This window comes from Staphylococcus sp. GW823-FHT05F06, assembly GCF_058795495.1.
Window position 1 is genome coordinate 82,906 of the sequence record NZ_JBXAHW010000007.1, and the last position, 20,513, is coordinate 103,418.

General features: G+C 30.4%; 22 protein-coding genes. 16 read left to right on the forward strand and 6 right to left on the reverse strand.

The genetic code is table 11. The features are described 5' to 3' along the window. The first annotated feature begins 259 nt into the window (after window positions 1-259). From AC1Q7N_RS06260 to AC1Q7N_RS06275, 4 genes are all read left to right on the forward strand, one after another. Window positions 260-2,434 carry a helix-turn-helix transcriptional regulator gene (locus AC1Q7N_RS06260; RefSeq protein ID WP_001832107.1) on the forward strand — a complete coding sequence of 725 codons (2,175 nt, stop codon included), beginning with the start codon at window positions 260-262 and terminating at the stop codon, window positions 2,432-2,434. 114 nt (window positions 2,435-2,548) lie between these two features. Continuing rightward, entirely contained in the window at window positions 2,549-2,908 is a 360-nt protein-coding gene (locus AC1Q7N_RS06265; RefSeq protein WP_002455993.1) for a transcriptional regulator, SarA/Rot family, read from the forward strand. Window positions 2,909-3,160: 252 nt separating this feature from the next. After that, window positions 3,161-3,877, forward strand: a complete 717-nt coding sequence (locus AC1Q7N_RS06270; RefSeq protein ID WP_001832120.1) for a YebC/PmpR family DNA-binding transcriptional regulator — start codon at window positions 3,161-3,163, stop codon at window positions 3,875-3,877. Next, on the forward strand, window positions 3,877-4,353 hold the full coding sequence (locus AC1Q7N_RS06275; protein ID WP_001832058.1) for a cupin domain-containing protein: 477 nt from the start codon (window positions 3,877-3,879) through the stop codon (window positions 4,351-4,353). Before AC1Q7N_RS06270 ends, AC1Q7N_RS06275 begins: the two co-directional genes overlap by 1 nt. Window positions 4,354-4,604: 251 nt before the next feature. Here the strand turns inward: AC1Q7N_RS06275 and scdA are convergent, their stop codons facing one another. Then, on the reverse strand, window positions 4,605-5,279 hold the full coding sequence (scdA, locus tag AC1Q7N_RS06280) for an iron-sulfur cluster repair di-iron protein ScdA (protein ID WP_001832101.1): 675 nt from the start codon (window positions 5,277-5,279) through the stop codon (window positions 4,605-4,607). Window positions 5,280-5,450: 171 nt separating this feature from the next. Here scdA and AC1Q7N_RS06285 point away from each other — a divergent pair, with 171 nt between their 5' ends. The 6 genes from AC1Q7N_RS06285 to AC1Q7N_RS06310 all read left to right on the forward strand — a co-directional run bounded on the left by AC1Q7N_RS06285 (window position 5,451) and on the right by AC1Q7N_RS06310 (window position 10,379). Then, the gene (locus tag AC1Q7N_RS06285) at window positions 5,451-6,596 is read left to right on the forward strand and encodes a globin domain-containing protein (RefSeq protein WP_001832143.1); all 1,146 of its coding nucleotides are present in this window, start codon (window positions 5,451-5,453) and stop codon (window positions 6,594-6,596) included. A gap of 19 nt (window positions 6,597-6,615) precedes the next feature. Then, complete coding sequence (locus AC1Q7N_RS06290) at window positions 6,616-6,801, forward strand: hypothetical protein (protein ID WP_001832064.1); 186 nt, start codon at window positions 6,616-6,618, stop codon at window positions 6,799-6,801. Window positions 6,802-7,089: 288 nt separating this feature from the next. Continuing rightward, window positions 7,090-7,683, forward strand: coding sequence for a ribonuclease FAU-1 family protein (locus tag AC1Q7N_RS06295; protein ID WP_001832140.1), 594 nt, complete (start codon window positions 7,090-7,092; stop codon window positions 7,681-7,683). An 80-nt stretch (window positions 7,684-7,763) separates the two neighbouring features. Beyond that, a complete protein-coding gene (locus AC1Q7N_RS06300; RefSeq protein ID WP_001832044.1) occupies window positions 7,764-8,618 on the forward strand; it encodes a LysR family transcriptional regulator in 855 nt (284 codons plus the stop codon). A gap of 57 nt (window positions 8,619-8,675) precedes the next feature. Beyond that, window positions 8,676-9,884, forward strand: a complete 1,209-nt coding sequence (locus AC1Q7N_RS06305) for a sugar efflux transporter (RefSeq protein WP_001832093.1) — start codon at window positions 8,676-8,678, stop codon at window positions 9,882-9,884. A gap of 6 nt (window positions 9,885-9,890) precedes the next feature. Continuing rightward, window positions 9,891-10,379 (forward strand): DUF456 domain-containing protein, encoded by a 489-nt coding sequence (locus tag AC1Q7N_RS06310; protein WP_001832028.1) that lies wholly within the window; start codon window positions 9,891-9,893, stop codon window positions 10,377-10,379. Window positions 10,380-10,434: 55 nt separating this feature from the next. Here the strand turns inward: AC1Q7N_RS06310 and AC1Q7N_RS06315 are convergent, their stop codons facing one another. Beyond that, window positions 10,435-11,124 (reverse strand): DUF1129 family protein, encoded by a 690-nt coding sequence (locus tag AC1Q7N_RS06315; RefSeq protein WP_001832056.1) that lies wholly within the window; start codon window positions 11,122-11,124, stop codon window positions 10,435-10,437. Window positions 11,125-11,562: 438 nt separating this feature from the next. On the opposite strand from AC1Q7N_RS06315, the gene AC1Q7N_RS06320 reads away from it, so the two are divergent. The 3 genes from AC1Q7N_RS06320 to AC1Q7N_RS06330 all read left to right on the forward strand — a co-directional run bounded on the left by AC1Q7N_RS06320 (window position 11,563) and on the right by AC1Q7N_RS06330 (window position 13,087). After that, window positions 11,563-11,985 (forward strand): SA0632 family lipoprotein, encoded by a 423-nt coding sequence (locus AC1Q7N_RS06320; RefSeq protein ID WP_001832142.1) that lies wholly within the window; start codon window positions 11,563-11,565, stop codon window positions 11,983-11,985. A 131-nt stretch (window positions 11,986-12,116) separates the two neighbouring features. Continuing rightward, window positions 12,117-12,413 (forward strand): hypothetical protein, encoded by a 297-nt coding sequence (locus AC1Q7N_RS06325; protein WP_001832178.1) that lies wholly within the window; start codon window positions 12,117-12,119, stop codon window positions 12,411-12,413. 125 nt (window positions 12,414-12,538) lie between these two features. After that, the gene (locus tag AC1Q7N_RS06330) at window positions 12,539-13,087 is read left to right on the forward strand and encodes a GNAT family N-acetyltransferase (protein ID WP_001832026.1); all 549 of its coding nucleotides are present in this window, start codon (window positions 12,539-12,541) and stop codon (window positions 13,085-13,087) included. Between the two features lie 298 nt (window positions 13,088-13,385). Here the strand turns inward: AC1Q7N_RS06330 and AC1Q7N_RS06335 are convergent, their stop codons facing one another. From AC1Q7N_RS06335 to AC1Q7N_RS06345, 3 genes are read right to left on the reverse strand one after another with little or no spacing between them, the layout of a single operon-like run. Then, window positions 13,386-13,952, reverse strand: a complete 567-nt coding sequence (locus AC1Q7N_RS06335) for an LOG family protein (protein WP_001832158.1) — start codon at window positions 13,950-13,952, stop codon at window positions 13,386-13,388. A 10-nt stretch (window positions 13,953-13,962) separates the two neighbouring features. Beyond that, window positions 13,963-14,412, reverse strand: coding sequence for a YaiI/YqxD family protein (locus AC1Q7N_RS06340; RefSeq protein WP_002438849.1), 450 nt, complete (start codon window positions 14,410-14,412; stop codon window positions 13,963-13,965). Between the two features lie 2 nt (window positions 14,413-14,414). Next, window positions 14,415-15,095 carry a hypothetical protein gene (locus AC1Q7N_RS06345; RefSeq protein WP_001832119.1) on the reverse strand — a complete coding sequence of 227 codons (681 nt, stop codon included), beginning with the start codon at window positions 15,093-15,095 and terminating at the stop codon, window positions 14,415-14,417. Between the two features lie 196 nt (window positions 15,096-15,291). On the opposite strand from AC1Q7N_RS06345, the gene AC1Q7N_RS06350 reads away from it, so the two are divergent. After that, complete coding sequence (locus AC1Q7N_RS06350; protein WP_001832179.1) at window positions 15,292-15,756, forward strand: GyrI-like domain-containing protein; 465 nt, start codon at window positions 15,292-15,294, stop codon at window positions 15,754-15,756. 282 nt (window positions 15,757-16,038) lie between these two features. On the opposite strand, the gene AC1Q7N_RS06355 is transcribed toward AC1Q7N_RS06350, so the two are convergent. Further along, window positions 16,039-16,911, reverse strand: coding sequence for an undecaprenyl-diphosphate phosphatase (locus AC1Q7N_RS06355; RefSeq protein ID WP_001832082.1), 873 nt, complete (start codon window positions 16,909-16,911; stop codon window positions 16,039-16,041). A gap of 210 nt (window positions 16,912-17,121) precedes the next feature. On the opposite strand from AC1Q7N_RS06355, the gene AC1Q7N_RS06360 reads away from it, so the two are divergent. Together AC1Q7N_RS06360 and cydC are read left to right on the forward strand one after the other, a co-directional pair. After that, window positions 17,122-18,756 (forward strand): ABC transporter ATP-binding protein/permease, encoded by a 1,635-nt coding sequence (locus tag AC1Q7N_RS06360; protein WP_049387475.1) that lies wholly within the window; start codon window positions 17,122-17,124, stop codon window positions 18,754-18,756. Further along, window positions 18,753-20,447, forward strand: coding sequence for a thiol reductant ABC exporter subunit CydC (gene cydC, locus AC1Q7N_RS06365; RefSeq protein ID WP_002502812.1), 1,695 nt, complete (start codon window positions 18,753-18,755; stop codon window positions 20,445-20,447). Before AC1Q7N_RS06360 ends, cydC begins: the two co-directional genes overlap by 4 nt. Window positions 20,448-20,513: the final 66 nt, after the last annotated feature.

Sequence of the window (20,513 nt, forward strand, 5' to 3'; positions counted from 1 at the left end):
GATTATGAATGAATTAAAAGATGTGATCGTGTTTCTCTATCAGAGAGTTTCTGGGTTTTTCATTTAATGTTGAACTCTCAACACGACACATCTTTTTTTATATCTAATAGAAAAGATGAAGTACAAAAATAAAAAAATGATTAAATATATCTTTTTCTTTTTGATTTATTTTTATATTGTGTTAGATTATTTTCTGATACTTGTGAAAATTTACATGAATTGATATGGGCATAAAAGACTGAGGGAAAGAGGTAAAGATATGGCAAATTCTTGTTTGCATATACTTTCAAAAAAAGAATATACGGCAACACGATGTCAAGACGGCATTTTATTATTTTGGCCTATCGAAGGGAGTATGCACTTTCAACAATTTATGAAAGAAAGGATACTCTCAGATGAGTTATATATTGTGAATAATATGGATGTGTTTAGTATCAGTGACAATGGCATCACACTAGAAGTATATATTTCTAGTGATTGGTTTACAGAGTTAGGCTATTCTTTTTTTAATTACCATTATATTTCGGATTTAATACAATCTAAGAAAGAAATTAAAGAACTAGTTGCTCAACTTACGTTGAATTTTTTAGATAATGATGTGGATAAAGAGCAAGATATTATCAATAAAATTGTTCATATTCTTGCTAATGAGGCTATTATTGACAAAAAAATTGCTGAAGACCAATATATGTATGATTATTATGGTGAGTTAAAGGATGAATTGAATTATATATATAATCACATCGAAGAAAGACTTACTCTAAAAGATATTTCCAATAAATTATATGTTTCTAAGTCCAACCTTTCTACGCAGTTTCATTTGTTATTAGGTATGGGATTTAAAAAATATATAGATACACTTAAAATTAGTAAATCTATAGAGATGCTACTTACGACAACTAAAACGATAAGCCAAATTAGTGAAACGTTAGGATTTAGTAATGTATCTACATATTCTAGACAATTCAAAAATTATTTAAGTGTAACGCCCAATGCATATCGTGCAATGAAAAAATATGATAAGTACAATGGATGTTCTGATGATGATGTTTCAGAACACTTAAAATCATGTGTACAATCATTAATATGTTCTAAAATGCCAACGAATGAGTTAGATAATTATGATGAAATTGTTATTGACCAATATCCAATTTCTAATGTTTCAACGTTTTATTCTGTCGTTCAAATTAATTCAATTGATGAAATTAAAATGTTGTTTTTGCAAGGTATTCATAAAAAAATAGGGTATGAAGGTTCAAATATTATTTTTTGTATTATGCCTAACTTATGCCAATATAAGAATTTGTTCTCTCAAGAAGAGATGAATGATATCATTAAAATTATTATTGAATATCGCTTGCACGTCGCATTTAGCATCGATAAAATCGAGCAAATATATGAACTTAATCAACTTTTTACATATCAATATGAAAACTTAAAAATTATGAATAAATGTTCTGTTTCAGATTACAATGTGCAATTTATATTTAATTTGAACGAAAAAAGTATTCGAGAAATTTATCGTAATATCTTGAAGATACAAAACATCGAATTGGAATATAAAATAGGTTTAGATATTAGTTGCATGTTTAATGACACTGCACAATTTAAATCATTAGCTTCGCAAATAAAGCGTTTAAAATTTGACTATCTTTATATTGATAATGCTAGATTAAAGTCACCCTATTTACTTGATAATGAGGAAGGTTTATTACTCAAAAATATTCTACAATTTAAGCATTTAATAGATGATTTAAAGCAGTTTGATTTTAGTAGTGAAAATTTAATTTTTCTAAATTTATATAATCATCAATTACTGAATAATAATGAAATTGATTTAAGTAATAGCGCTCCATTACTATTTAAAACGATTTCAAAACTAAAAAAACATTTTAAAGGCTACGGATTAAATGTATTTTCAAATCCTAAAGTCTTTAACGCTGTACATTTATTTGATGAGAATGGGTTTAAAACAACGTTTGGACTGATTTTTAATCATTTGAGTTGGATGACTAATCAAAACCAAATTGAACAACGATTCTATAATATTATTGAAAATGCTGATCAATATTATCTCTACTTATATGATTGGCGTGTGATTGAAAGTGAATCTAATGAGAGCGACTTTAAAGACGTTGATATATGGATTAACTTTGAAGATGAAGCGTTAATAGATGAATATATTTGTGTGATTGCTAAAGTTGATGATGAAGGTGGCAATATTAATCATATGATTTCTCAAAACTTACGTCACAAATATGTTTGGTCTACACCGTTCTTGATGAGAGTTGAGGAGAACTTTAGACCATACATGCACATTATGGAACATGACTTTAAAAAGGGCCCATTGAAAATCAGAATGAAATATAATGCAGTATATTTAGTTGAAATATATAAAAAAGATAAAATAAATAAAAGGCGTAGCACAACTTAAATTGTGTTTATTCGTAATTTTGACAATTGTTTAAAAACAAATGTCAAAGACAATTATCCAAATATTTAAGATAATGATATATGCGTTGTCTACTTATATTTGGAGGTGCAGATTTTGAATGAGCAGAAATTAATTAAATTACTAGAATTTTACAAACAATATAAAGCATTATCTGGATATATAGATAAAAAATATAAGTTGACGTTAAACGATCTTGCTGTACTATATTTAGCTAAAAAATATTGCTTAGATGAGCGAATTCTTATGCAAACTTTTCTAAAACTGGCTACAGGAGAGTTAGATATTAGTAGAACTAAGATTTTGATGTCTATTAGAAGATTGATAGACAAAGAAAAGTTAAATAAAGTAAGATCGAATAGAGATGAAAGAAAAATTTTTCTATATATGGATGAAAATAATATGAGTGAATTTGATGCTTTATTTGAAGATGTTGAAAAATTCTTAAGTTATTAATGACATTTTAATCGATATACAAAATGTATAGAGATGTGTCGAAATGAATCAAGCTACATAAAATGAGTTTGCTGTCGTCAAAAGTTTTATTTTGATGACAGTTTTTTTATTAAAAATGTTTATTGTATTTTGAGGAACAATAGGTATCTATAATGATTGATTTAACAATGTTTGTAACATGTTAACAGATTTTACAAAGACGGTAGCTAAATATATAATATGGTACATAGATGATGAAAGTGAGATGACATTATGGGACGTAAATGGAACAACATTAAAGAGAAAAAAGCCCAAAAAGATAAAAATACTAGTAGAATATATGCCAAATTTGGTAAAGAAATATATGTAGCTGCAAAGTCTGGTGAGCCTAATCCAGAGTCAAATCAAACTTTAAGATTAGTATTAGAACGTGCAAAAACATATTCAGTACCTAATCATATTATAGATAGAGCTATTGATAAGGCTAAAGGCGCTGGTGACGAAAACTACGATCACTTAAGATATGAAGGTTTTGGTCCGAATGGTTCAATGCTTATAGTTGACGCATTAACAAACAATGTAAATCGTACAGCATCAGATGTACGTGCTGCGTTCGGTAAGAATGGAGGAAATATGGGAGTATCTGGTTCAGTAGCTTATATGTTTGACCATACTGCAACCTTTGGTGTAGAAGGTAAATCTGTAGATGAAGTCTTAGAAACACTAATGGAGCAAGATATTGATGTAAGAGATGTAATTGATGACAATGGCTTGACTATTGTTTACGCAGAACCAGATCAATTTGCACAAGTTCAGGATGCATTACGTGAAGCTGGCGTTGAGGAATTTAAAGTAGCAGAGTTTGAAATGTTACCTCAAACTGATATTGAGTTGTCTGAAGAGGATCAAGCTATTTTTGAAAAATTAATCGATGCACTTGAAGACTTGGAAGATGTTCAAAATGTTTTCCATAATGTAGATTTAAAATAATGATGACTGCTAATGATTGGATAGACCGGTTGGAATTAATTTCGCATCCTGAAGGCGGATATTTTAAAGAAACAATGAGAGGCGACGGTAAAGGAAGAGCGTCTTTTAGCAGTATTTATTTTCTATTAACACAGCGCGATATATCACATTTTCATAGAATAGATGCAGATGAAGTATGGTATTATCATGCTGGTCAGACGTTGAAGATTCATATGATAACCCCTAAAGGTGAATATCATACTGTTAAATTAGGTAGAGATATAGATTGTGGTGAGTGTTTACAATATTGTGTGCCAAAAGGGACAATTTTTGCTTCTACTTTAGATAGTGCAGAGGGATATAGTCTAGTTGGATGTATGTGTCAACCTGGATTTGAATACGAGCATTTTGAACTTTTAACACAAGAATATTTGATTCGTCAATATCCACAATATGAAAGCATAATAAAAAGATTAGCTATATCTCAAGAAGATTAATAGAATATATAATAAGTATAAGAACCTGAGACATCGGTAATAGTCTCAGGTTTTTTGATATATTGACAGTCGATAACTAAATTAATATACGACTATTTCAAATTTTTTAGAACACAACATAGAGAATTTCACCGAGAAATTCAACAGGCAAAGCAGGTTGGGGTTCGGGATTCAGGACGTGGGGCAACGAATTCAATTTGAAATTTGACACGTGCACTCAGTTAATTAAATGAAGCCTAAGTTTTATTTAATTAACTTACCTTTTTAAATAACACATGGTTTTCAAGATGTACATGTTGGTGTGTTTGACGTTCGATATTTTGTAATCTTTGGTAAACAAGCTTCCATGTTCCACATGCTTCTTCTGGGGTTTGATAATCAGAGGTTAGTTGATTCATAACATTTAATAATTGCCCAGTATCTTCGTGGTCATTAATTAAATCTTCTAATATGATTTTAATGTTTTGTACATCTTGTCCTTGACTATATTGAATGAGTTTAGGAAAATCTTCCTCATCTTCTTTACGTATATGATCCAACATACTATCACGAAACTCGCGATATAAGTCTTGTAATTTTAATAAGTATGGGTGACTAGGACCATGTACTTTTGCCAATTTAGTCATGTAAGGTGTAAGATTCTTAAATTCTTCTTTAAGCGTTTCGTGATAAGCTGATTGTATATATTGTATAAGAGATTCAACATTTAAAAATTTAGGATTAATGGTACTGTTACCTTCTGTATTATCAATATGATTCAACTTATTTAATAAGGAATTTAAGTCAATATTTGGTTTATGATTGACAGCTGAAGCGATACTCTCTTGTCCGCCACAACAAAAATCTATTCCAGCATTTCTAAATATATCTGCACTTTTAGGATAATCTGTTACAACATCTGCAACAATATCTTCTTTTGTAATCATAAAAATTCCTCCTTAATATTTAGTATAAATGAAAAGTAAAAAATTGAATCAATCATAAAGATAAACTTCATAAAATATTCAAATAATAATAAAAAGGTTGCAATTCATAAATTTATCCTTTGAAATATAGGATAATAGCTATCATAATTAGAAAAGAGGGAGGAATGAATTATGCTAACTGAAAAAGAGCAAGATATTATCAAACAAACTGTACCATTATTACAAGATAAAGGAACTGAGATTACTTCAATTTTTTATCCTAAGATGTTTGAGGCTAACCCAGAATTATTAAACATGTTTAACCAAACAAACCAAAAGAAAGGTATGCAATCTGCTGCATTAGCACAAGCAGTACTAGCTGCAGCAATGAATATTAATAATTTAGGTGCAATTAAGCCAGCAATTATGCCTGTGGCACATAAGCACTGTGCTTTACAAGTTTATCCCGAACATTATCCAATTGTAGGTGAAAATTTACTTGCTGCAATTCAAGATGTGACAGGGTTAGAAAGTGACGACCCAGTAATTCAAACATGGGCAAAAGCGTATGGAGAAATTGCAGATGTATTTATCAAATTAGAGCAAGAAATTTACAACCATATGTTATGGAAAGGTTTTAAACCATTTAAAATCACAAACATTACACAAGAAACAAGTGACATCAAATCTTTCACAGTTGAATCTGAAGAATATGATTTAAGTCAATTCGAACCAGGTCAATACATTACCGTAGATGTTTCTAGTGAAAAGTTACCATATAGAGCTAAACGTCATTATTCAATCATAGATGGAGATGAAAATCACTTAGTATTTGGTGTCAAACGTGATGTGACTACTGAACATGAAGGTGAAGTTTCAACAATTTTACATGATGAAATATCAGAAGGTGACATGATTAATTTATCTGCTCCTGTAGGTGGCTTTTCAATAGAAAATACTGAAAGACCGCAATTGTTTATTGGTTCTGGCGTAGGTATGACACCATTAGTTTCAATGTTTAAAAAAGCTGCATCATTAAACGTTCCAACTCAAATGATTCAAGCGGTTGTGACAGAAGATGAACGACCATTTGCTCAAAAACTTGATAGCATTACAGATAATTATGAGCAAGCACAGCTACATTTACACGTGAAAGATAAAGAAGGTTATTTAGAAGCTAAAGAATTAGAACAATATTTAAGTGAACAGCCTGAAATTTATATTTGTGGTGGTACGAAATTCTTACATTCAATTATAAATTCTCTTAAAGAATTAAATTATGATATGAATCATGTTCATTTTGAAACATTTATTCCTCGTTTAAGTGTTCAAGTATAGTTTTAAAGAAGGTAATATAATGAAAATGAATCCAAGATATGTTAAAGTGTTTTTTCTATATTTAGTAAGCACATTTATTTCTAATCGCTTAACAACGAATAAATCTTTATGCAAAACATTAATGCAAGGCATTTTAGGTTATGGTTTATTTGCATTAGGATTAAAGTATTTAACTATTAAGAAAAAACAACATCAAGCGCAATAGAATTTTAATGATTGTTTTACCATTAATAAAATTGGTATTTTATCAAGCAACGAGCAACAGTGTTTATGACTCTGTCACTCGTTGCTTATTTTTATGTTCACATTTTTAAATTTCAATATTTATGTGTTAAAACCTAGTATTTCTATCTATTTTAAGTAAAATAAATCAATTTATAGTAAAATAGTCTTAATGATTTAATAAGAACATTTATGTAAACAGTATTTATCTGAGACTTAAGATGACATTGACATCCTAGTTTAATATAATAAAAGCAAGGAGTTGGTGACTGTGAAAGTAAAATATATAGACAAACGTCACTGGCGTCGCCTGGTAGAGAGAGAATATACAGAGGTTAAAGTTAATAATAATAGATTTAAAGGTATTATAGGCTTGGTCACGATGAAAAAGGTTCGTGAGCCTTTAGAGGTGACGGTAGTTGGACAAAACATAATAGTTGCAGATGACAATTATAAATGGTTACAGATACTACCGGATAAGAAGCGGTATAGTATGACTGTCATGTTTGATAATAAAGGGAATCCATTAGAATACTACTTTGACATTAATATAAAGAACATTACTCAAAAAGGAAATGCACGTACCATCGATTTATGTTTAGACGTTCTCGTTCTACCTAATGGTGAGTATGAACTTGTAGATGAAGATGATTTAATGTACGCACTACAAAATAAACAAATTTCAAAGAAGCAATATCATGAGGCATATATTATCGCCCATCAATTAATGATTGAAATAGAAGATAATTTTTCAGAAATACAAGATAAGGTTATGCGTTGTTATCATAAAATCAATCATAAAGCACAGAAAATGAAACATAAACGTCCCTATAAAGCTAAAAAGAAATCACACCGACGACATTAACAATTTTAATCAATTTATCGCTGATGGTAAGTTATGTCGTTTCACTAAGATTAAAGTAAAAACATATGTAGGGGGACGCTATGAAAATAGATGATTATCGTTTGCTCATTACTTTAGATGAGACAAAAACTTTACGCAAAGCAGCAGAAATTCTATATATTTCTCAACCTGCAGTTACTCAACGTTTAAAGGCAATTGAGGCTGCATTTGGAGTTGAGATTTTTATTCGTACAAAAAAACAGCTCATTACTACGACTGAAGGTTCAATGATTATTGAACATGCGCGTGATATGCTCAAACGTGAACGTTTATTTTTTGATAAAATACAAGCACATATTGGTGAAGTGAACGGTACAATTTCAATCGGTTGCTCTTCGCTTATTGGACAAACATTGCTTCCTGAAGTATTAAGTCTTTATAATTCGCAATTTCCCAATGTGGAGATACAGGTTCAAGTAGGATCTACTGAACAAATAAAAGCGCATCATCGAGACTACCATGTGATGATTACACGTGGAAATAAAGTAATGAATTTATCGAATACACATTTATTTAATGATGAACATTATTTTATATATCCTAAGGATCGTAAGGAAGATGTAACTAAACTGCCTTTTATTGAATTTCAAGCGGATCCAATTTATATTAACCAAATTAAACAATGGTATAACGATCATTTGGGACATGATTATCACGCGACAATCACAGTTGATCAAGTTGCCACATGTAAAGAAATGTTGCTTAGTGGTGTAGGGGTAACTATACTACCAAAAATTATGATGAAAAATATCGATAAGAACATGTTTGAATTTGAAAAAGTCACTATTGATAAAAAGCCACTTATTCGGTCAACATACATGAGTTATGACGCAAGTATGCTACAACTTCCTCAAGTAGACGCATTCGTAAATTTAATGTTGAACTTTATTAGATAATTGAGGCTTAATTCTGTTGTGTAACTGCAATCTAAAAATAGGATAGAGGTCGAGAAGATGTTTACAGCATTATTGCAAATAAAGAATTATAAATTGTTTGTGGTCAATATGTTGTTACTAGGTATGGGAATAGCAGTGACTGTACCTTATTTAATTTTATTTGCTACAAAAGATTTGGGGATGACGACAACACAATATGGACTGCTACTTGCACTTGCTGCGATAAGTCAGTTTATAGTCAATTCCATTATTGCAAGATTTTCTGATACACATCATCTTAATAGAAAGATTCTAATCATCACTGCTTTGTTTATGGGGGCAGTGAGCTTCTCAATTTATTTCTACGTTCATCAAATATGGTTATTCATCGTGTTATATGCGTTGTTTCAAGGATTATTTGCACCAGCAATGCCACAATTGTATGCCTCTGCCAGAGAATCAATCAATGCTTCAAGTTCACGTGATCGTGCTAAGTTTGCTAATACTGTTTTACGTTCAATGTTTTCACTTGGTTTTTTATTTGGGCCATTTATAGGTGCACAACTTATTGAGTTAAAAGGTTATTCTGGATTATTTGGTGGCACAATAGCTATTATTTTATTTACTTTAATTTTACAAGTGTTTTTTTATAAAAATTTACCGGTAAAAAATCAAATTTCTGAACAACAGCATATTGAGAAAATCGCACCAAATATGTTTAAAGATAAATCATTATTTATTCCATTTATAGCGTTTATATTACTTCATATTGGGCAATGGATGTATACGATGAATATGCCACTTTTTGTGACAGATTATTTAAATGAAAAGGAAAGATATGTAGGCTATTTAGCAAGTTTATGTGCAGGTTTAGAAGTGCCGTTTATGGTTATATTAGGTATATTATCAGCTAAATTGCCAACTCGAACTTTATTGATAATTGGTTCTGTATTTGGTGGCGCATTTTACTTTAGTATTGGTGTATTTAAAAATTTTCATATGATGCTTGTTGGACAAATATGTTTAGCCATCTTTCTAGCAATATTACTAGGTCTTGGGATTAGTTATTTTCAAGATATTCTTCCTGATTTTCCAGGTTATGCATCAACACTTTTTGCCAATGCCATGGTAATAGGACAACTTGGTGGTAATTTGCTAGGTGGTGTGATGAGTCATTGGGTTGGTTTGGAAAATGTATTCTTTGTCTCAGCAAGTTCTATCTTCGTAGGGATGATACTCATCTTGTTTACGAAAGATCAAAAAATTACAATAGAAGATGTGGAGTAGATAGAGATGACAGCGATATTATGGATTTTAATTATTATAGCCTTTGCGTTAGCATTTATTGGTTTAATTAAACCGGTGATACCATCACTTTTAATGTTATGGATTGGTTTTTTAATTTATCAATTTGGTTTTCATGAGGGAAGATTATCGTGGATTTTTTATGTTGCAATGATTATCTTTACCATTATGATATTAGTAGCCGATTTTGTGATGAATAAATATTTCGTCAATCGCTTTGGAGGAAGTAAAATAGGTGAATACACAGCGCTCATAGGTGTGATTGTAGGTTGTTTCGTTTTTCCTCCCTTTGGTATTATCATTATTCCTTTTGTTGCTGTGTTCATTGTTGAATTGGTTCAAGGGTTTAACTTTCAACAAGCTATAAAGGTGAGTTTTGGCTCAGTGATTGCATTTTTAGCGAGTACAATTGCTCAAGGTCTAATAATGATTGTAATGGTTATTTGGTTCTTTTTAGATGTCTTTCTAATAAATTAAATTGAGATAAAATAAAGACTTGCACTCAAAATAAACGTTTTGAGTGTAAGTCTTTTTATATGCGTGTATTTGCTTCTTTATTATAAAAGTGATGATTCACATAAAATGAAATAGGGATGATTATTATCGCAATAATGATGAAAGTCCAATTACTAACTTTAATATATGGTCCAAACGCTAAAAATGATTGCGGTATAAAAAAAACATAAAAAAGAGTGATTAATAATAATGCGATGACACCATAGGTGAGCCACCAGGTCCAATAAGAGTTGTTAAAGCACTGTAATTGTACCGTTTTAAAGTTCATCCAAATAAATAAAAATATAATTACTAAACCAATAATGACAGTTAGGGGAAACGTATATAAATATAGTAAATTACTATCGCCCCCTATAAAAAAGCCAATCAATCCTTTGAGAAAACAAAAAATACCTATTAAAAGAATGAAGTTATGACTTATATATTTAAAAATGTTTTTAAATGTTTCATTTGGGAGTTCCCTTATCTCTTTTTTAGCATGTGCTTTAGGATCATGGTTGAAAAACTCCATCGCAAGCATTCCAGTATCACCTGCACGAATTAAGTGTTTCAAAGTACGGTTTAACATTAATTCTGAATCGTGAGGGTTAACTCGTAAGTCAGCACGCACATATGTCATGTAATTTTCAAATATTTCACGATCGGTATTGTTCAGTCGCAAAGCTTTGACATTATTCTCCTTTGTTAATTGCGCAGTGGATTTCATAATAAAATACTCCCTTAAATTTTAAATTCATAAATAAATACTACTTTAAAAAGGATAACTAAGTTAAAGTATCATTTAAAAACATGATGATTAGTATGATAAACACAATCATATCATAATTATCACATGTATATCATTACTCTTATACAAGTTCAAAAGGGCTATTAGACAAAATTATAGGAATTGTAAATCTTTTTTCTATTTCACACAAACGTCGTTTAATTTTGATAAAATAGCGCGAATGATATCATAACTAAAAAGATAACTTTAATAAAAGTAAAACTTTTATAAATAAAGAGTAAATAATTTACCATTAAATATATATGTTACTTTGTGAAATTAAATGTAATGAAATGATATTTTATGTTAAAAAATGATTAAATCAAAAAACCATGTTAAAATAAAGAGTATCGATAAGTAACTACAAAGGAGTCTATCATGAGAAAATGGTTAACCTTACTATTAATTACAACATTGGTGTTAACTGCATGTGGTAAAAGTAACGAAAAAGCTTCTTTAGAAAAAAGCATTGATCAGTTGAAAAAAGAAAATAAGGATTTAAAAAAACAGAAGAAAAAGTTACAAGAGCAAAAGGATAAGCTTAAACACAAACAGGATAGTCTCCAAGAAGATGTAAATGACTTGCCTGCTAAAAGCACATCCCGAGATAAGAAAAATAAAGATAATCATGATGCAAAAGAAAAGTCTTCAGATAATCAATCGACATCTGCTAATCATGATGATCAAACTAACAAAATAAAAAGCAATCAAGATGAACATGACAGTCAATCCTCTAAACCACATACACAGCAGAAGCCCTCACAGAATGATAGAAAAAATAATCATCGACAAGAACGATAGGTAGTTATTCCTAACGTTTAAATACGAAACGGGAAGGGTATTATATGTTGCGAATAGGTATTAGTGAGTTTAACAAACATTTAGATTGGAAGATAGCGAATAGTTGATAGCTTTAAGAGGAGAGAAGAACGATGCATGAACAAGATTTTAATATTCTAGAAGGTAAAAAGATGACATTAGTAGAATTAGGTCGTGAGTTAGAGAATCTAACTGGTCGTACTATTAAAGATACAACAAGTGATATTAAACGAGTCATTGCACATTTGCCTAACTTTGAATCAGATACAGATACATTTGTAGCAACATACCACCTTAATCATCAAAATGATTTTATTGATGCAACATTTGTTGCACCTAAAAATCAAAGTGATCGTTTGAAAGAAATACCGGTACACATTAAGTTGATTAGTTATATTTCTAAAAACTAATAAATATAAAAAAGAATATATGTTTAAATAACGCGATATGAGTAGAGTTAAAAACTTCATAACGCGTTAATTTTATATTAAAATATAGGCAAAATAAGCATTTTCGATTAAATGGAGTGTTTAAGATGGTTATTTATATTGAAACTGAACGTTTAAACTTAAGAGATTGGGAAACCAAAGATTTATTACCTTTTCAAAAAATGAATGCTAATGCGCAAGTACGTAGATACTTCCCTAGTTTACTTAGTTATCGTCGTTCTGAGATAGACATGGAAAATATGGATAGCATAATACAAGAGAGTGGCCTAGGTTTATTTGCTGTAGAGTTGAAAGAGACGGGAGAATGGTTAGGGTTTATAGGTGTGAATTACGTTTCAAAAGATAGCCATTACCCTTTTAAAGAGTTACCGTTTTATGAAATAGGTTGGAGGCTAATTCCAGAAGTATGGGGAAATGGTCTAGCTACAGAAGGGGCAGAAGCCGTAATGAAATATGCTAGAGATAAAGGAATTAAAGAATTATATAGTTTTACTTCTGAAAATAATTTGCCTTCTAGAAAAGTCATGGAAAAATTAGGAATGACTTTTTTAGACAATTTTGAATATCCGAATCTTAGTAAATACCATCCCCTTAAACGTCATGTAAGATATTATAAAGAGCTACTTCCTTCTTGAAAGGAAAGTTAGTAGTTCTTGTACAAATGAAATTGTGATTCATAAAAGCACCTTCACGGATGGGGATTTGTAGTTTTTGTATAATTGGAAATGATAATCCATATAATAAAGAACTTGAAAATAATAAGTCAATAATATAAACTACAAAGTTATTAAATAATAAATGATTATGTTTATTTGATACTTAATTTTAAGATAGATTTTAATAAACATGAAAGAGTTTAATAGTTTTATTGAAAAATACCCACAAATGTTTCTTTAGATGAAATCATTTGTGGGTTCTCTACCTTTTACTTTATTAATCGTATGTACGTACACCAAGTGGTTTGTAATGTTTAAGTCCTTCGATGAGTGATTCTTTAGTATCATATAAAGGTGCAAGCTTTTGATATTTCTCATCAATAAATCCTTCTTTAATCATATGGTCGATTAAGTGTTGTAGTGGCTCAAAGAATCCATTTAAATTAAATACACCTATAGGCTTTTGGTGTATACCAATTTGAGCCCAACTATACATTTCAAAAAATTCTTCTAATGAACCAGCACCGCCTGGAGCCATAATAAAAGCATCGGCAAGTTCAGTCATTTTATTTTTTCGTTCATGCATAGAATCTACTAATATAAGCTCACTTACTTTTTGGCTTGTTATTTCTCGTTCATCTAACATTTTAGGCATGACACCGATAGCTTTACCGCCATGCTCAAGTATGCCATCTTGAATAGCTCCCATAATGCCGACTGATCCTGCTCCGAATACAAGCTCGTATCCTTGTTCAGCCATATATTTTCCTAATTCGTATGCCTCTTTAACATAAGATGGGTTTTTCCCTTTACTTGCACCACAATAAACAGCAATTCTTTTCATAATATGCCTCCTATATTTGATTAATGATTTTTCTAAAAGCATGCTCGAATTTAAGTCTATCCTCTGTTGTGAAGGGAGGAGGGCCTTTGTGACGACCACCTCGTCTTCTTATTTGAGCATTTAGATATCTTTGATTTAATAAGCTTTGGATGTTGTTTGAGTGATAAATATTTCCTTTATGATGCATGACAGTATGTACTTTGTCTATCAGTAGACTAGCAAGTCCATAATCTTGTGTGATGACGATATCATTATTGCTAGCAAGTTCGACTATTTTATAGTCTACCGCATCGGGACCGTCATCAACGTATACAATTTTTACATGTTCGGGTTGTATTTGTTGTGAAAAATGGCTAAAACTTCTTAAAATTGTAACAAAAATGCCTGTCCCTTTCGTCAATTCAATGACAGAATTAACAACAGGACAAGCATCTCCATCTATAATTACGTTAGTCTTCATGGTTAAGAATGATTTGATTCCTTATGTTGTTTTACGACACTGTCAGCCACGTAATTTTCATATTTTTTAAATTCTTTTTTTCTAGCTTTCTCTGCTTCTTCACGCTGTTTTTGTTCTTCTTTATGACGTTTTTCAATATTCTTTTGAAGCTTTTTATCTAATTTTTTAATATCTTTACGATTATCTTTTTCTAGTTTTTCGCCTTTTTTCTCAATTTCGTGATCTATTTTACCAGGAGTTAAGCCAACTTGCTCTTCGTATTTTTGAGTTTTTTTCATGTCTTTAATACGTTGTTTCTGATTAGCTTCACGTTGTTTTTGTTCTTCTTTATGACGTTTCTCAATATTCTTTTGAAGCTTTTTGTCCATTTTGTCTGCTTCTTTACGATTTTGTTTAGCTAATTTTTCGCCTTTTTTCTCAATGTAGGCTGGATCATTTTCCTTCGCAATTTTCTTCAATTCACGCTTATTATCAAATTCTTGCTTTTTATCTCCTACGTACTCTTTGACATCTGAAGCTTTATTTGAAATTGCAGAAGTTGTTTTTGAAGTAGCTTTAGATGTAGCATTAGTTACTTTCTGTACATCTGGATGTTCTTTAATACGCTTACGTTCAGTTACTAATGGTACGATAACGATTGGTAATACATTGATAAGTGTTTTAATGAGTTTCTTTTTGTCCATACACGTTGCCTCCATAACTTTTACTATTCTTTTTCATACCCTATGATACATGAAAATAAACGATTGATACTAGTTGAATGGTTGAAAATAAAATTTTCATATTAACATCATAAAGCGCTTTATTGTATAACAAAATTTTAAAATTTATGTTGAAAAAAATTTTAACTCGGGTTACTTTCTCAGTGGAGGCGATAATATGAAATATAAGATTGAAAAATTGGATGACAGTAGCGTCGTTTATATGAGAATGATAGGTACTTATCAAAGTGATAAAAACTTTGAAATGATGAAGACTTTTAAGCATTGGATTCAGACTAATCATTATTGGAAATATGTTGAGAAATACGGTGTGTTAGGTATAGCATTAGATAATCCTCTCCACGTTCAAAGTAATCAATGTAGATATGACGTTGTTTTGAGAATAGATGAAACAGTAAATGATCAGACAATATCTAAAAGAGATTTTACAGGTGGCATATATGCTGTGTTTAAAGTTAGTCATACAAAAATAAATATAGAGAAGTTCTTTAGCAATTTAGAAAATATTTTAAATGAAAGTCATTTGCGTATGAGAAATGAACCAATTATAGAGAGATACATTGAAGAAGAGGGAACAGATAAAGTGTGTGAAATGTTAGTGCCTATCTATGAAGTAAATTAAAAAACATAGACAATTTCGATAATTTTAGTATTCATACTAAAAACCTTTATAGCAACAAAACACATTTTATTTATAATAAAGAAAATATAAGTTTAATAAAAAAACTCCCACCTGTCTGGCGAGAGTTTAATGATTGGTAACTTTCATTACCTAGTAAAATCTGGAACATCTTACAATATTTCAATTTTATACGTAATGATGATAAACAAACTGAAGATAAGTTGATATACAATCATTTCTATAATATTGAAATAGACTAACGTATTTCATACGTGCGTTTTATTAAATTCCTTTGCCAATACCGAATCCGAAGTATAGGATTGCTATAAAAATAACTAAGACAATTCTATAAATAGCAAAAGGTACTAACTTAACTTTATTAATTAAGTGTAAGAATGTTTTAATTGCAATTAATCCAACAATAAATGCCGCTAAAAATCCTAAAATGTAGAATGGTATGTGTGCTAAATGAATATACTCATAATGTTTTAGTAAAGATAATCCACTTGCAGCTAACATAATTGGTACCGACATAATAAAAGTGAAATCAGATGCAGCTTTATGATTCAATTTCATAAGAACACCTGTTGAAATCGTTGAACCGGATCTACTAAATCCAGGCCACATAGCTATTGCTTGAGAGATACCAATGACAAATGCTTGGAAATAATTAATTTGATCTACTGTTTGAGGATGCTGAACAGTTTTAGAATACTTATCAGCTATAATCATATAAATGGCACCTATAAATAAACCAATTAAGACTGTTGGTACACTAAATAAGTATTTTTCAATTAAATCATCAAATAAAAATCCTAAAATCCCTGCTGGGACCATACCTACTAATACATGTATTAAATTCAGACGTCGTGGTTTTGAACGTCTGTCTCCCGAAGTGGAAGGTTCAGGTTTATGTTGGCCAATATGTAAAATTTCTAAGAAGCGTTCTCTAAATACCCAGGCGGCCGCAAATACTGAACCTAACTGTATAACAACTTTAAATGTGAATGCTGATTGAGAACCGAGAAAATTAGTTGACTTTAACCACATATCATCGACAAGTATCATGTGCCCAGTAGATGAAACAGGGGCGAATTCGGTAAGTCCTTCTACGATACCTAAGATGATGCCTTTTATTAATTCAAGTAAAAACATACTTTACCCACTTTCTTATCTCTATTAATTTATTACTAGTACTCAAAATACCATATTATCATAGCATAGAAAATCATATTGATGGTGTTTACAATCTAAATACTAGACCAAAGTCTTATAAATGTATTAAGTTGTGACTAGAATTATTCTGTGAGCGAATTGATTTTAATTTTTTGTAAACACTCTATAATATATGTAGGTGATATTATTGTGAAAAAACTAACAAAAATGGTTTTAAGTTATAAATTATACCCCACACTCATGTTAATCATGAGCGTTTTTTTATCTTTTACGGTCGTTGCGCAAAACATTTCAATTTCACACTTTTTAAATCACTTACTGTATTATCAACAACAATCTTTATTATTATTGTTATCAGTTATTTTTATCTCTCTTATTTTAAGAGCAACATTTAATATGCTGATTCAATTTTTAGGAGATCATTTGGCATTTAAAGTAAAACATATGCTTAGAGAACAAGTGATTTTGAAAAAAAGTGTCCGTTCAATTGGTGAAGAAATAAATATTTTAACTGAAAGTATTGATGGTATCGGTCCGTTCTTTCAGAGTTATTTACCTCAAGTCTTTAAATCAATGTTGATTCCCATCGTTATTATTATTACCATGTGTTTTGTTCATTTACCTACTGCTATTATTATGATAGTTACCGCACCTTTTATTCCATTGTTTTATGTTATTTTTGGACTTAAAACAAGAGATGAGTCAAAGGATCAAATGACATATTTAAACCAGTTTAGTCAACGTTTTTTAAATACAGCTAAAGGTCTTATTACATTTAAACTTTTAAATCAAACGAAACAATCTGAGCAACAACTTTATAAAGACAGTACACGTTTTAGAGATTTAACAATGCGTATTTTGAAAAGTGCCTTTTTATCAGGACTTATGCTTGAGTTCATAAGTATGTTAGGGATTGGATTGGTCGCATTGGAAGCGGCTTTAAGCTTAGTTGTATTTAACCATATCAACTTTGTGACTGCAGCGATAGCGATTATTTTAGCTCCTGAATTTTATAATGCGATTAAAGATTTAGGTCAAGCATTTCATACAGGTAAGCAAAGTGAAGGTGCTAGCGATGTGGTGTTTTTATTTTTAGAATCTGAAGATAAAGCTGATTCTCCTACATTAAAAGTGGATGAGCAACAGTTTGAACAAGTTTTAATTAAGCATGTTGATTTTCAATACGCTAATAGTAATCATATGGCTTTGAAAAACATTTCTTTTTCGGTAAATAAAGGAGAAAAGGTCGCTATTGTGGGACCGAGTGGTGCAGGGAAATCCACTTTAGCTAAGTTGCTTAGTCAATCAGTAACACCCACACATGGAACACTTTCATTTAACCAAGCATCATTAAATATCGGATTTCTAAGTCAGCGCCCACATATATTTGCAGATTCTATCAAAAATAATATTGCAATGTATGATGATGAGATATGTGATGAGCAAGTGATTCAAGTGCTTGATGAAGTGGGGTTAAAAGAGAAAGTACTTTCATTAAAATATGGTATCTATACTTCTATTGGTGAAGGTGGGGAAATGTTATCAGGTGGACAAATGAGACGTATTGAGTTAAGTCGTTTATTATTATTGAAACCAGATATTGTAATTTTTGATGAACCAGCGATAGGATTAGATATTGAAACTGAAAAGGTCATACAACAAGTATTAGAGCATCATTTTTCTACAACGACAGTGTTTATTATTGCACACCGTGATTCAACCATTCGAAGTTCAGCACGGCGTATATATATCGAAAGTGGTCATCTTATAAAAGATGATTCGATAATTTCTGTTACGCGTAGTGAGGTGAAGATAGATCAATGAAATCACATATTCATTTTAGTATAGATAGAGATTTAATATGCGCTATCATGGTAGGTGTTTTAAGCGGAATTGTAACATTAGCAATGTTCTTTTTAAGTGGTTATATGATTACTCAAAGTGCGCTAGGTGCGCCACTTTATGCATTAATGATTTTAGTTGTATCTGTTAAATTGTTTGGTTTTTTAAGAGCAATTACACGCTATATAGAAAGATTACTTTCACACAAGACGACATTTACAATGTTACGTAATGTACGAGTTCAATTTTTAAAAATGCTATATCCAGTCGTTCCAGATATCTATAGAAGATTTAATTCAAGTGATCTTATTACAAAAATGATAAGCCGTGTAGAAGCTTTACAAAACATATATCTGAGAGTATATTACCCACCGATTGTAATCGGATTAACTGCAATTGTTTCAGTAATAACTATGTTGTTTTTATCTCCACTACATGCATTAGTGATTACTTTAAGTATGTTATTAACTTTATGGATTGTTCCTTGGTTAAGTGCTAAGAAAGCACGTAAATTAAAGCAACAAGTGACCCAAACGCAAAAAACATTTCTTAAAAGATATTATGATTATAAAGAAGGTCATGAAGAATTAAAACGTTTCAATCGCAGCGATGACTTCAAAAATACAGTTTCCCAGTCTTTACGACAATTTGATGATATGCAACTTAAGGAACGCCGATTTCTTTCTATTTATGACTACTTGTTAAACTTAATAGCGATGTTCTCAATATTTATGTGTTTAGTGTTAGGTGCGCAACAGATTCATGATGGTCAGCTCAATGCTATTTATATTACAAGTATTATATTGATGATATTAACTTTATTTGAACAAGCAGTACCTATGAGCAATGTGGCATATTATAAAGCAGATACAGACCTGGCACTTGAAGAGATACAAGAGGTTATTGTACCTAAGTATAAAATTCCTTCAGAACATACAAACTTAAAGCGTTCGCAAAATCTTTTATTAGAAATTAAAAATGTCACATTTAAATATGAACATCAACATCATTCTACTTTAAAACAGATTAATCTAACCATTGAATATGGTGATAAGGTGGCAATCATTGGTCCTTCAGGATCAGGTAAAAGTACTTTGCTTCATGTATTACTTGGGCTATATCAAATAGAAGAGGGAGAAGTGAGATTAAATGGTAAGGATATGAACAGTATCAATGACAATGATAAATATCAAACATTTAATGCAATGCTTCAATCTCAATATATTTTTGATGGTTCAATTCGTGATAATTTATTTTCTGAGCAATCAGATGATAACCTCAAAAAGGTTCTCGAAGATGTTGGATTAGAATATTTAAATTTAGATAGTATAGTTACGTTAGACGGTCATAATTTATCAGGTGGGGAAGCTCAACGTCTAAGTTTAGCGAGATTGCTATTAAGACCTTCGGCCGGTTTTTGGATATTAGATGAACCTACTACAGCACTAGATATTAATAATACCCAAAAAATTATAAATTTGATTGAATCCTTATCCCAAACACTCATCATAGCTACACATGATTTAGAAATACTTCCAAGATTTAATAAAATTATAGTCATGAATGACGGAGAAATAATAGAAAATGATTCATATCAAGAATTAATGCAGCATGACGGTTATTTAAAAAAAGTAATAGAAATGAATGGAAACGAAATGAAATTTTTTAATTAAATAATATATAACAAAATCCTGAGACACTAAATTTTGTCTCAGGATTTTGTTATATATTGGTAGTCG

What these genes read in the sequence shown, in the direction of transcription:
- AC1Q7N_RS06260 (WP_001832107.1), top strand. Translation starts at nt 260, where the DNA reads ATGGCAAATTCTTGTTTGCATATACTTTCAAAAAAAGAATATACGGCA.
- AC1Q7N_RS06290 (WP_001832064.1), top strand. Translation starts at nt 6,616, where the DNA reads ATGAAAATGAATCCAAGATATGTTAAAGTGTTTTTTCTATATTTAGTA.
- AC1Q7N_RS06275 (WP_001832058.1), top strand. Translation starts at nt 3,877, where the DNA reads ATGATGACTGCTAATGATTGGATAGACCGGTTGGAATTAATTTCGCAT.
- AC1Q7N_RS06355 (WP_001832082.1), bottom strand. Translation starts at nt 16,911, where the DNA reads ATGTTTTTACTTGAATTAATAAAAGGCATCATCTTAGGTATCGTAGAA.
- AC1Q7N_RS06285 (WP_001832143.1), top strand. Translation starts at nt 5,451, where the DNA reads ATGCTAACTGAAAAAGAGCAAGATATTATCAAACAAACTGTACCATTA.
- AC1Q7N_RS06310 (WP_001832028.1), top strand. Translation starts at nt 9,891, where the DNA reads ATGACAGCGATATTATGGATTTTAATTATTATAGCCTTTGCGTTAGCA.
- AC1Q7N_RS06315 (WP_001832056.1), bottom strand. Translation starts at nt 11,124, where the DNA reads ATGAAATCCACTGCGCAATTAACAAAGGAGAATAATGTCAAAGCTTTG.
- AC1Q7N_RS06340 (WP_002438849.1), bottom strand. Translation starts at nt 14,412, where the DNA reads ATGAAGACTAACGTAATTATAGATGGAGATGCTTGTCCTGTTGTTAAT.
- AC1Q7N_RS06325 (WP_001832178.1), top strand. Translation starts at nt 12,117, where the DNA reads ATGCATGAACAAGATTTTAATATTCTAGAAGGTAAAAAGATGACATTA.
- scdA (WP_001832101.1), bottom strand. Translation starts at nt 5,279, where the DNA reads ATGATTACAAAAGAAGATATTGTTGCAGATGTTGTAACAGATTATCCT.
- AC1Q7N_RS06330 (WP_001832026.1), top strand. Translation starts at nt 12,539, where the DNA reads ATGGTTATTTATATTGAAACTGAACGTTTAAACTTAAGAGATTGGGAA.
- AC1Q7N_RS06270 (WP_001832120.1), top strand. Translation starts at nt 3,161, where the DNA reads ATGGGACGTAAATGGAACAACATTAAAGAGAAAAAAGCCCAAAAAGAT.
- AC1Q7N_RS06305 (WP_001832093.1), top strand. Translation starts at nt 8,676, where the DNA reads ATGTTTACAGCATTATTGCAAATAAAGAATTATAAATTGTTTGTGGTC.
- AC1Q7N_RS06320 (WP_001832142.1), top strand. Translation starts at nt 11,563, where the DNA reads ATGAGAAAATGGTTAACCTTACTATTAATTACAACATTGGTGTTAACT.
- AC1Q7N_RS06350 (WP_001832179.1), top strand. Translation starts at nt 15,292, where the DNA reads ATGAAATATAAGATTGAAAAATTGGATGACAGTAGCGTCGTTTATATG.
- AC1Q7N_RS06345 (WP_001832119.1), bottom strand. Translation starts at nt 15,095, where the DNA reads ATGGACAAAAAGAAACTCATTAAAACACTTATCAATGTATTACCAATC.
- AC1Q7N_RS06335 (WP_001832158.1), bottom strand. Translation starts at nt 13,952, where the DNA reads ATGAAAAGAATTGCTGTTTATTGTGGTGCAAGTAAAGGGAAAAACCCA.
- AC1Q7N_RS06300 (WP_001832044.1), top strand. Translation starts at nt 7,764, where the DNA reads ATGAAAATAGATGATTATCGTTTGCTCATTACTTTAGATGAGACAAAA.
- cydC (WP_002502812.1), top strand. Translation starts at nt 18,753, where the DNA reads ATGAAATCACATATTCATTTTAGTATAGATAGAGATTTAATATGCGCT.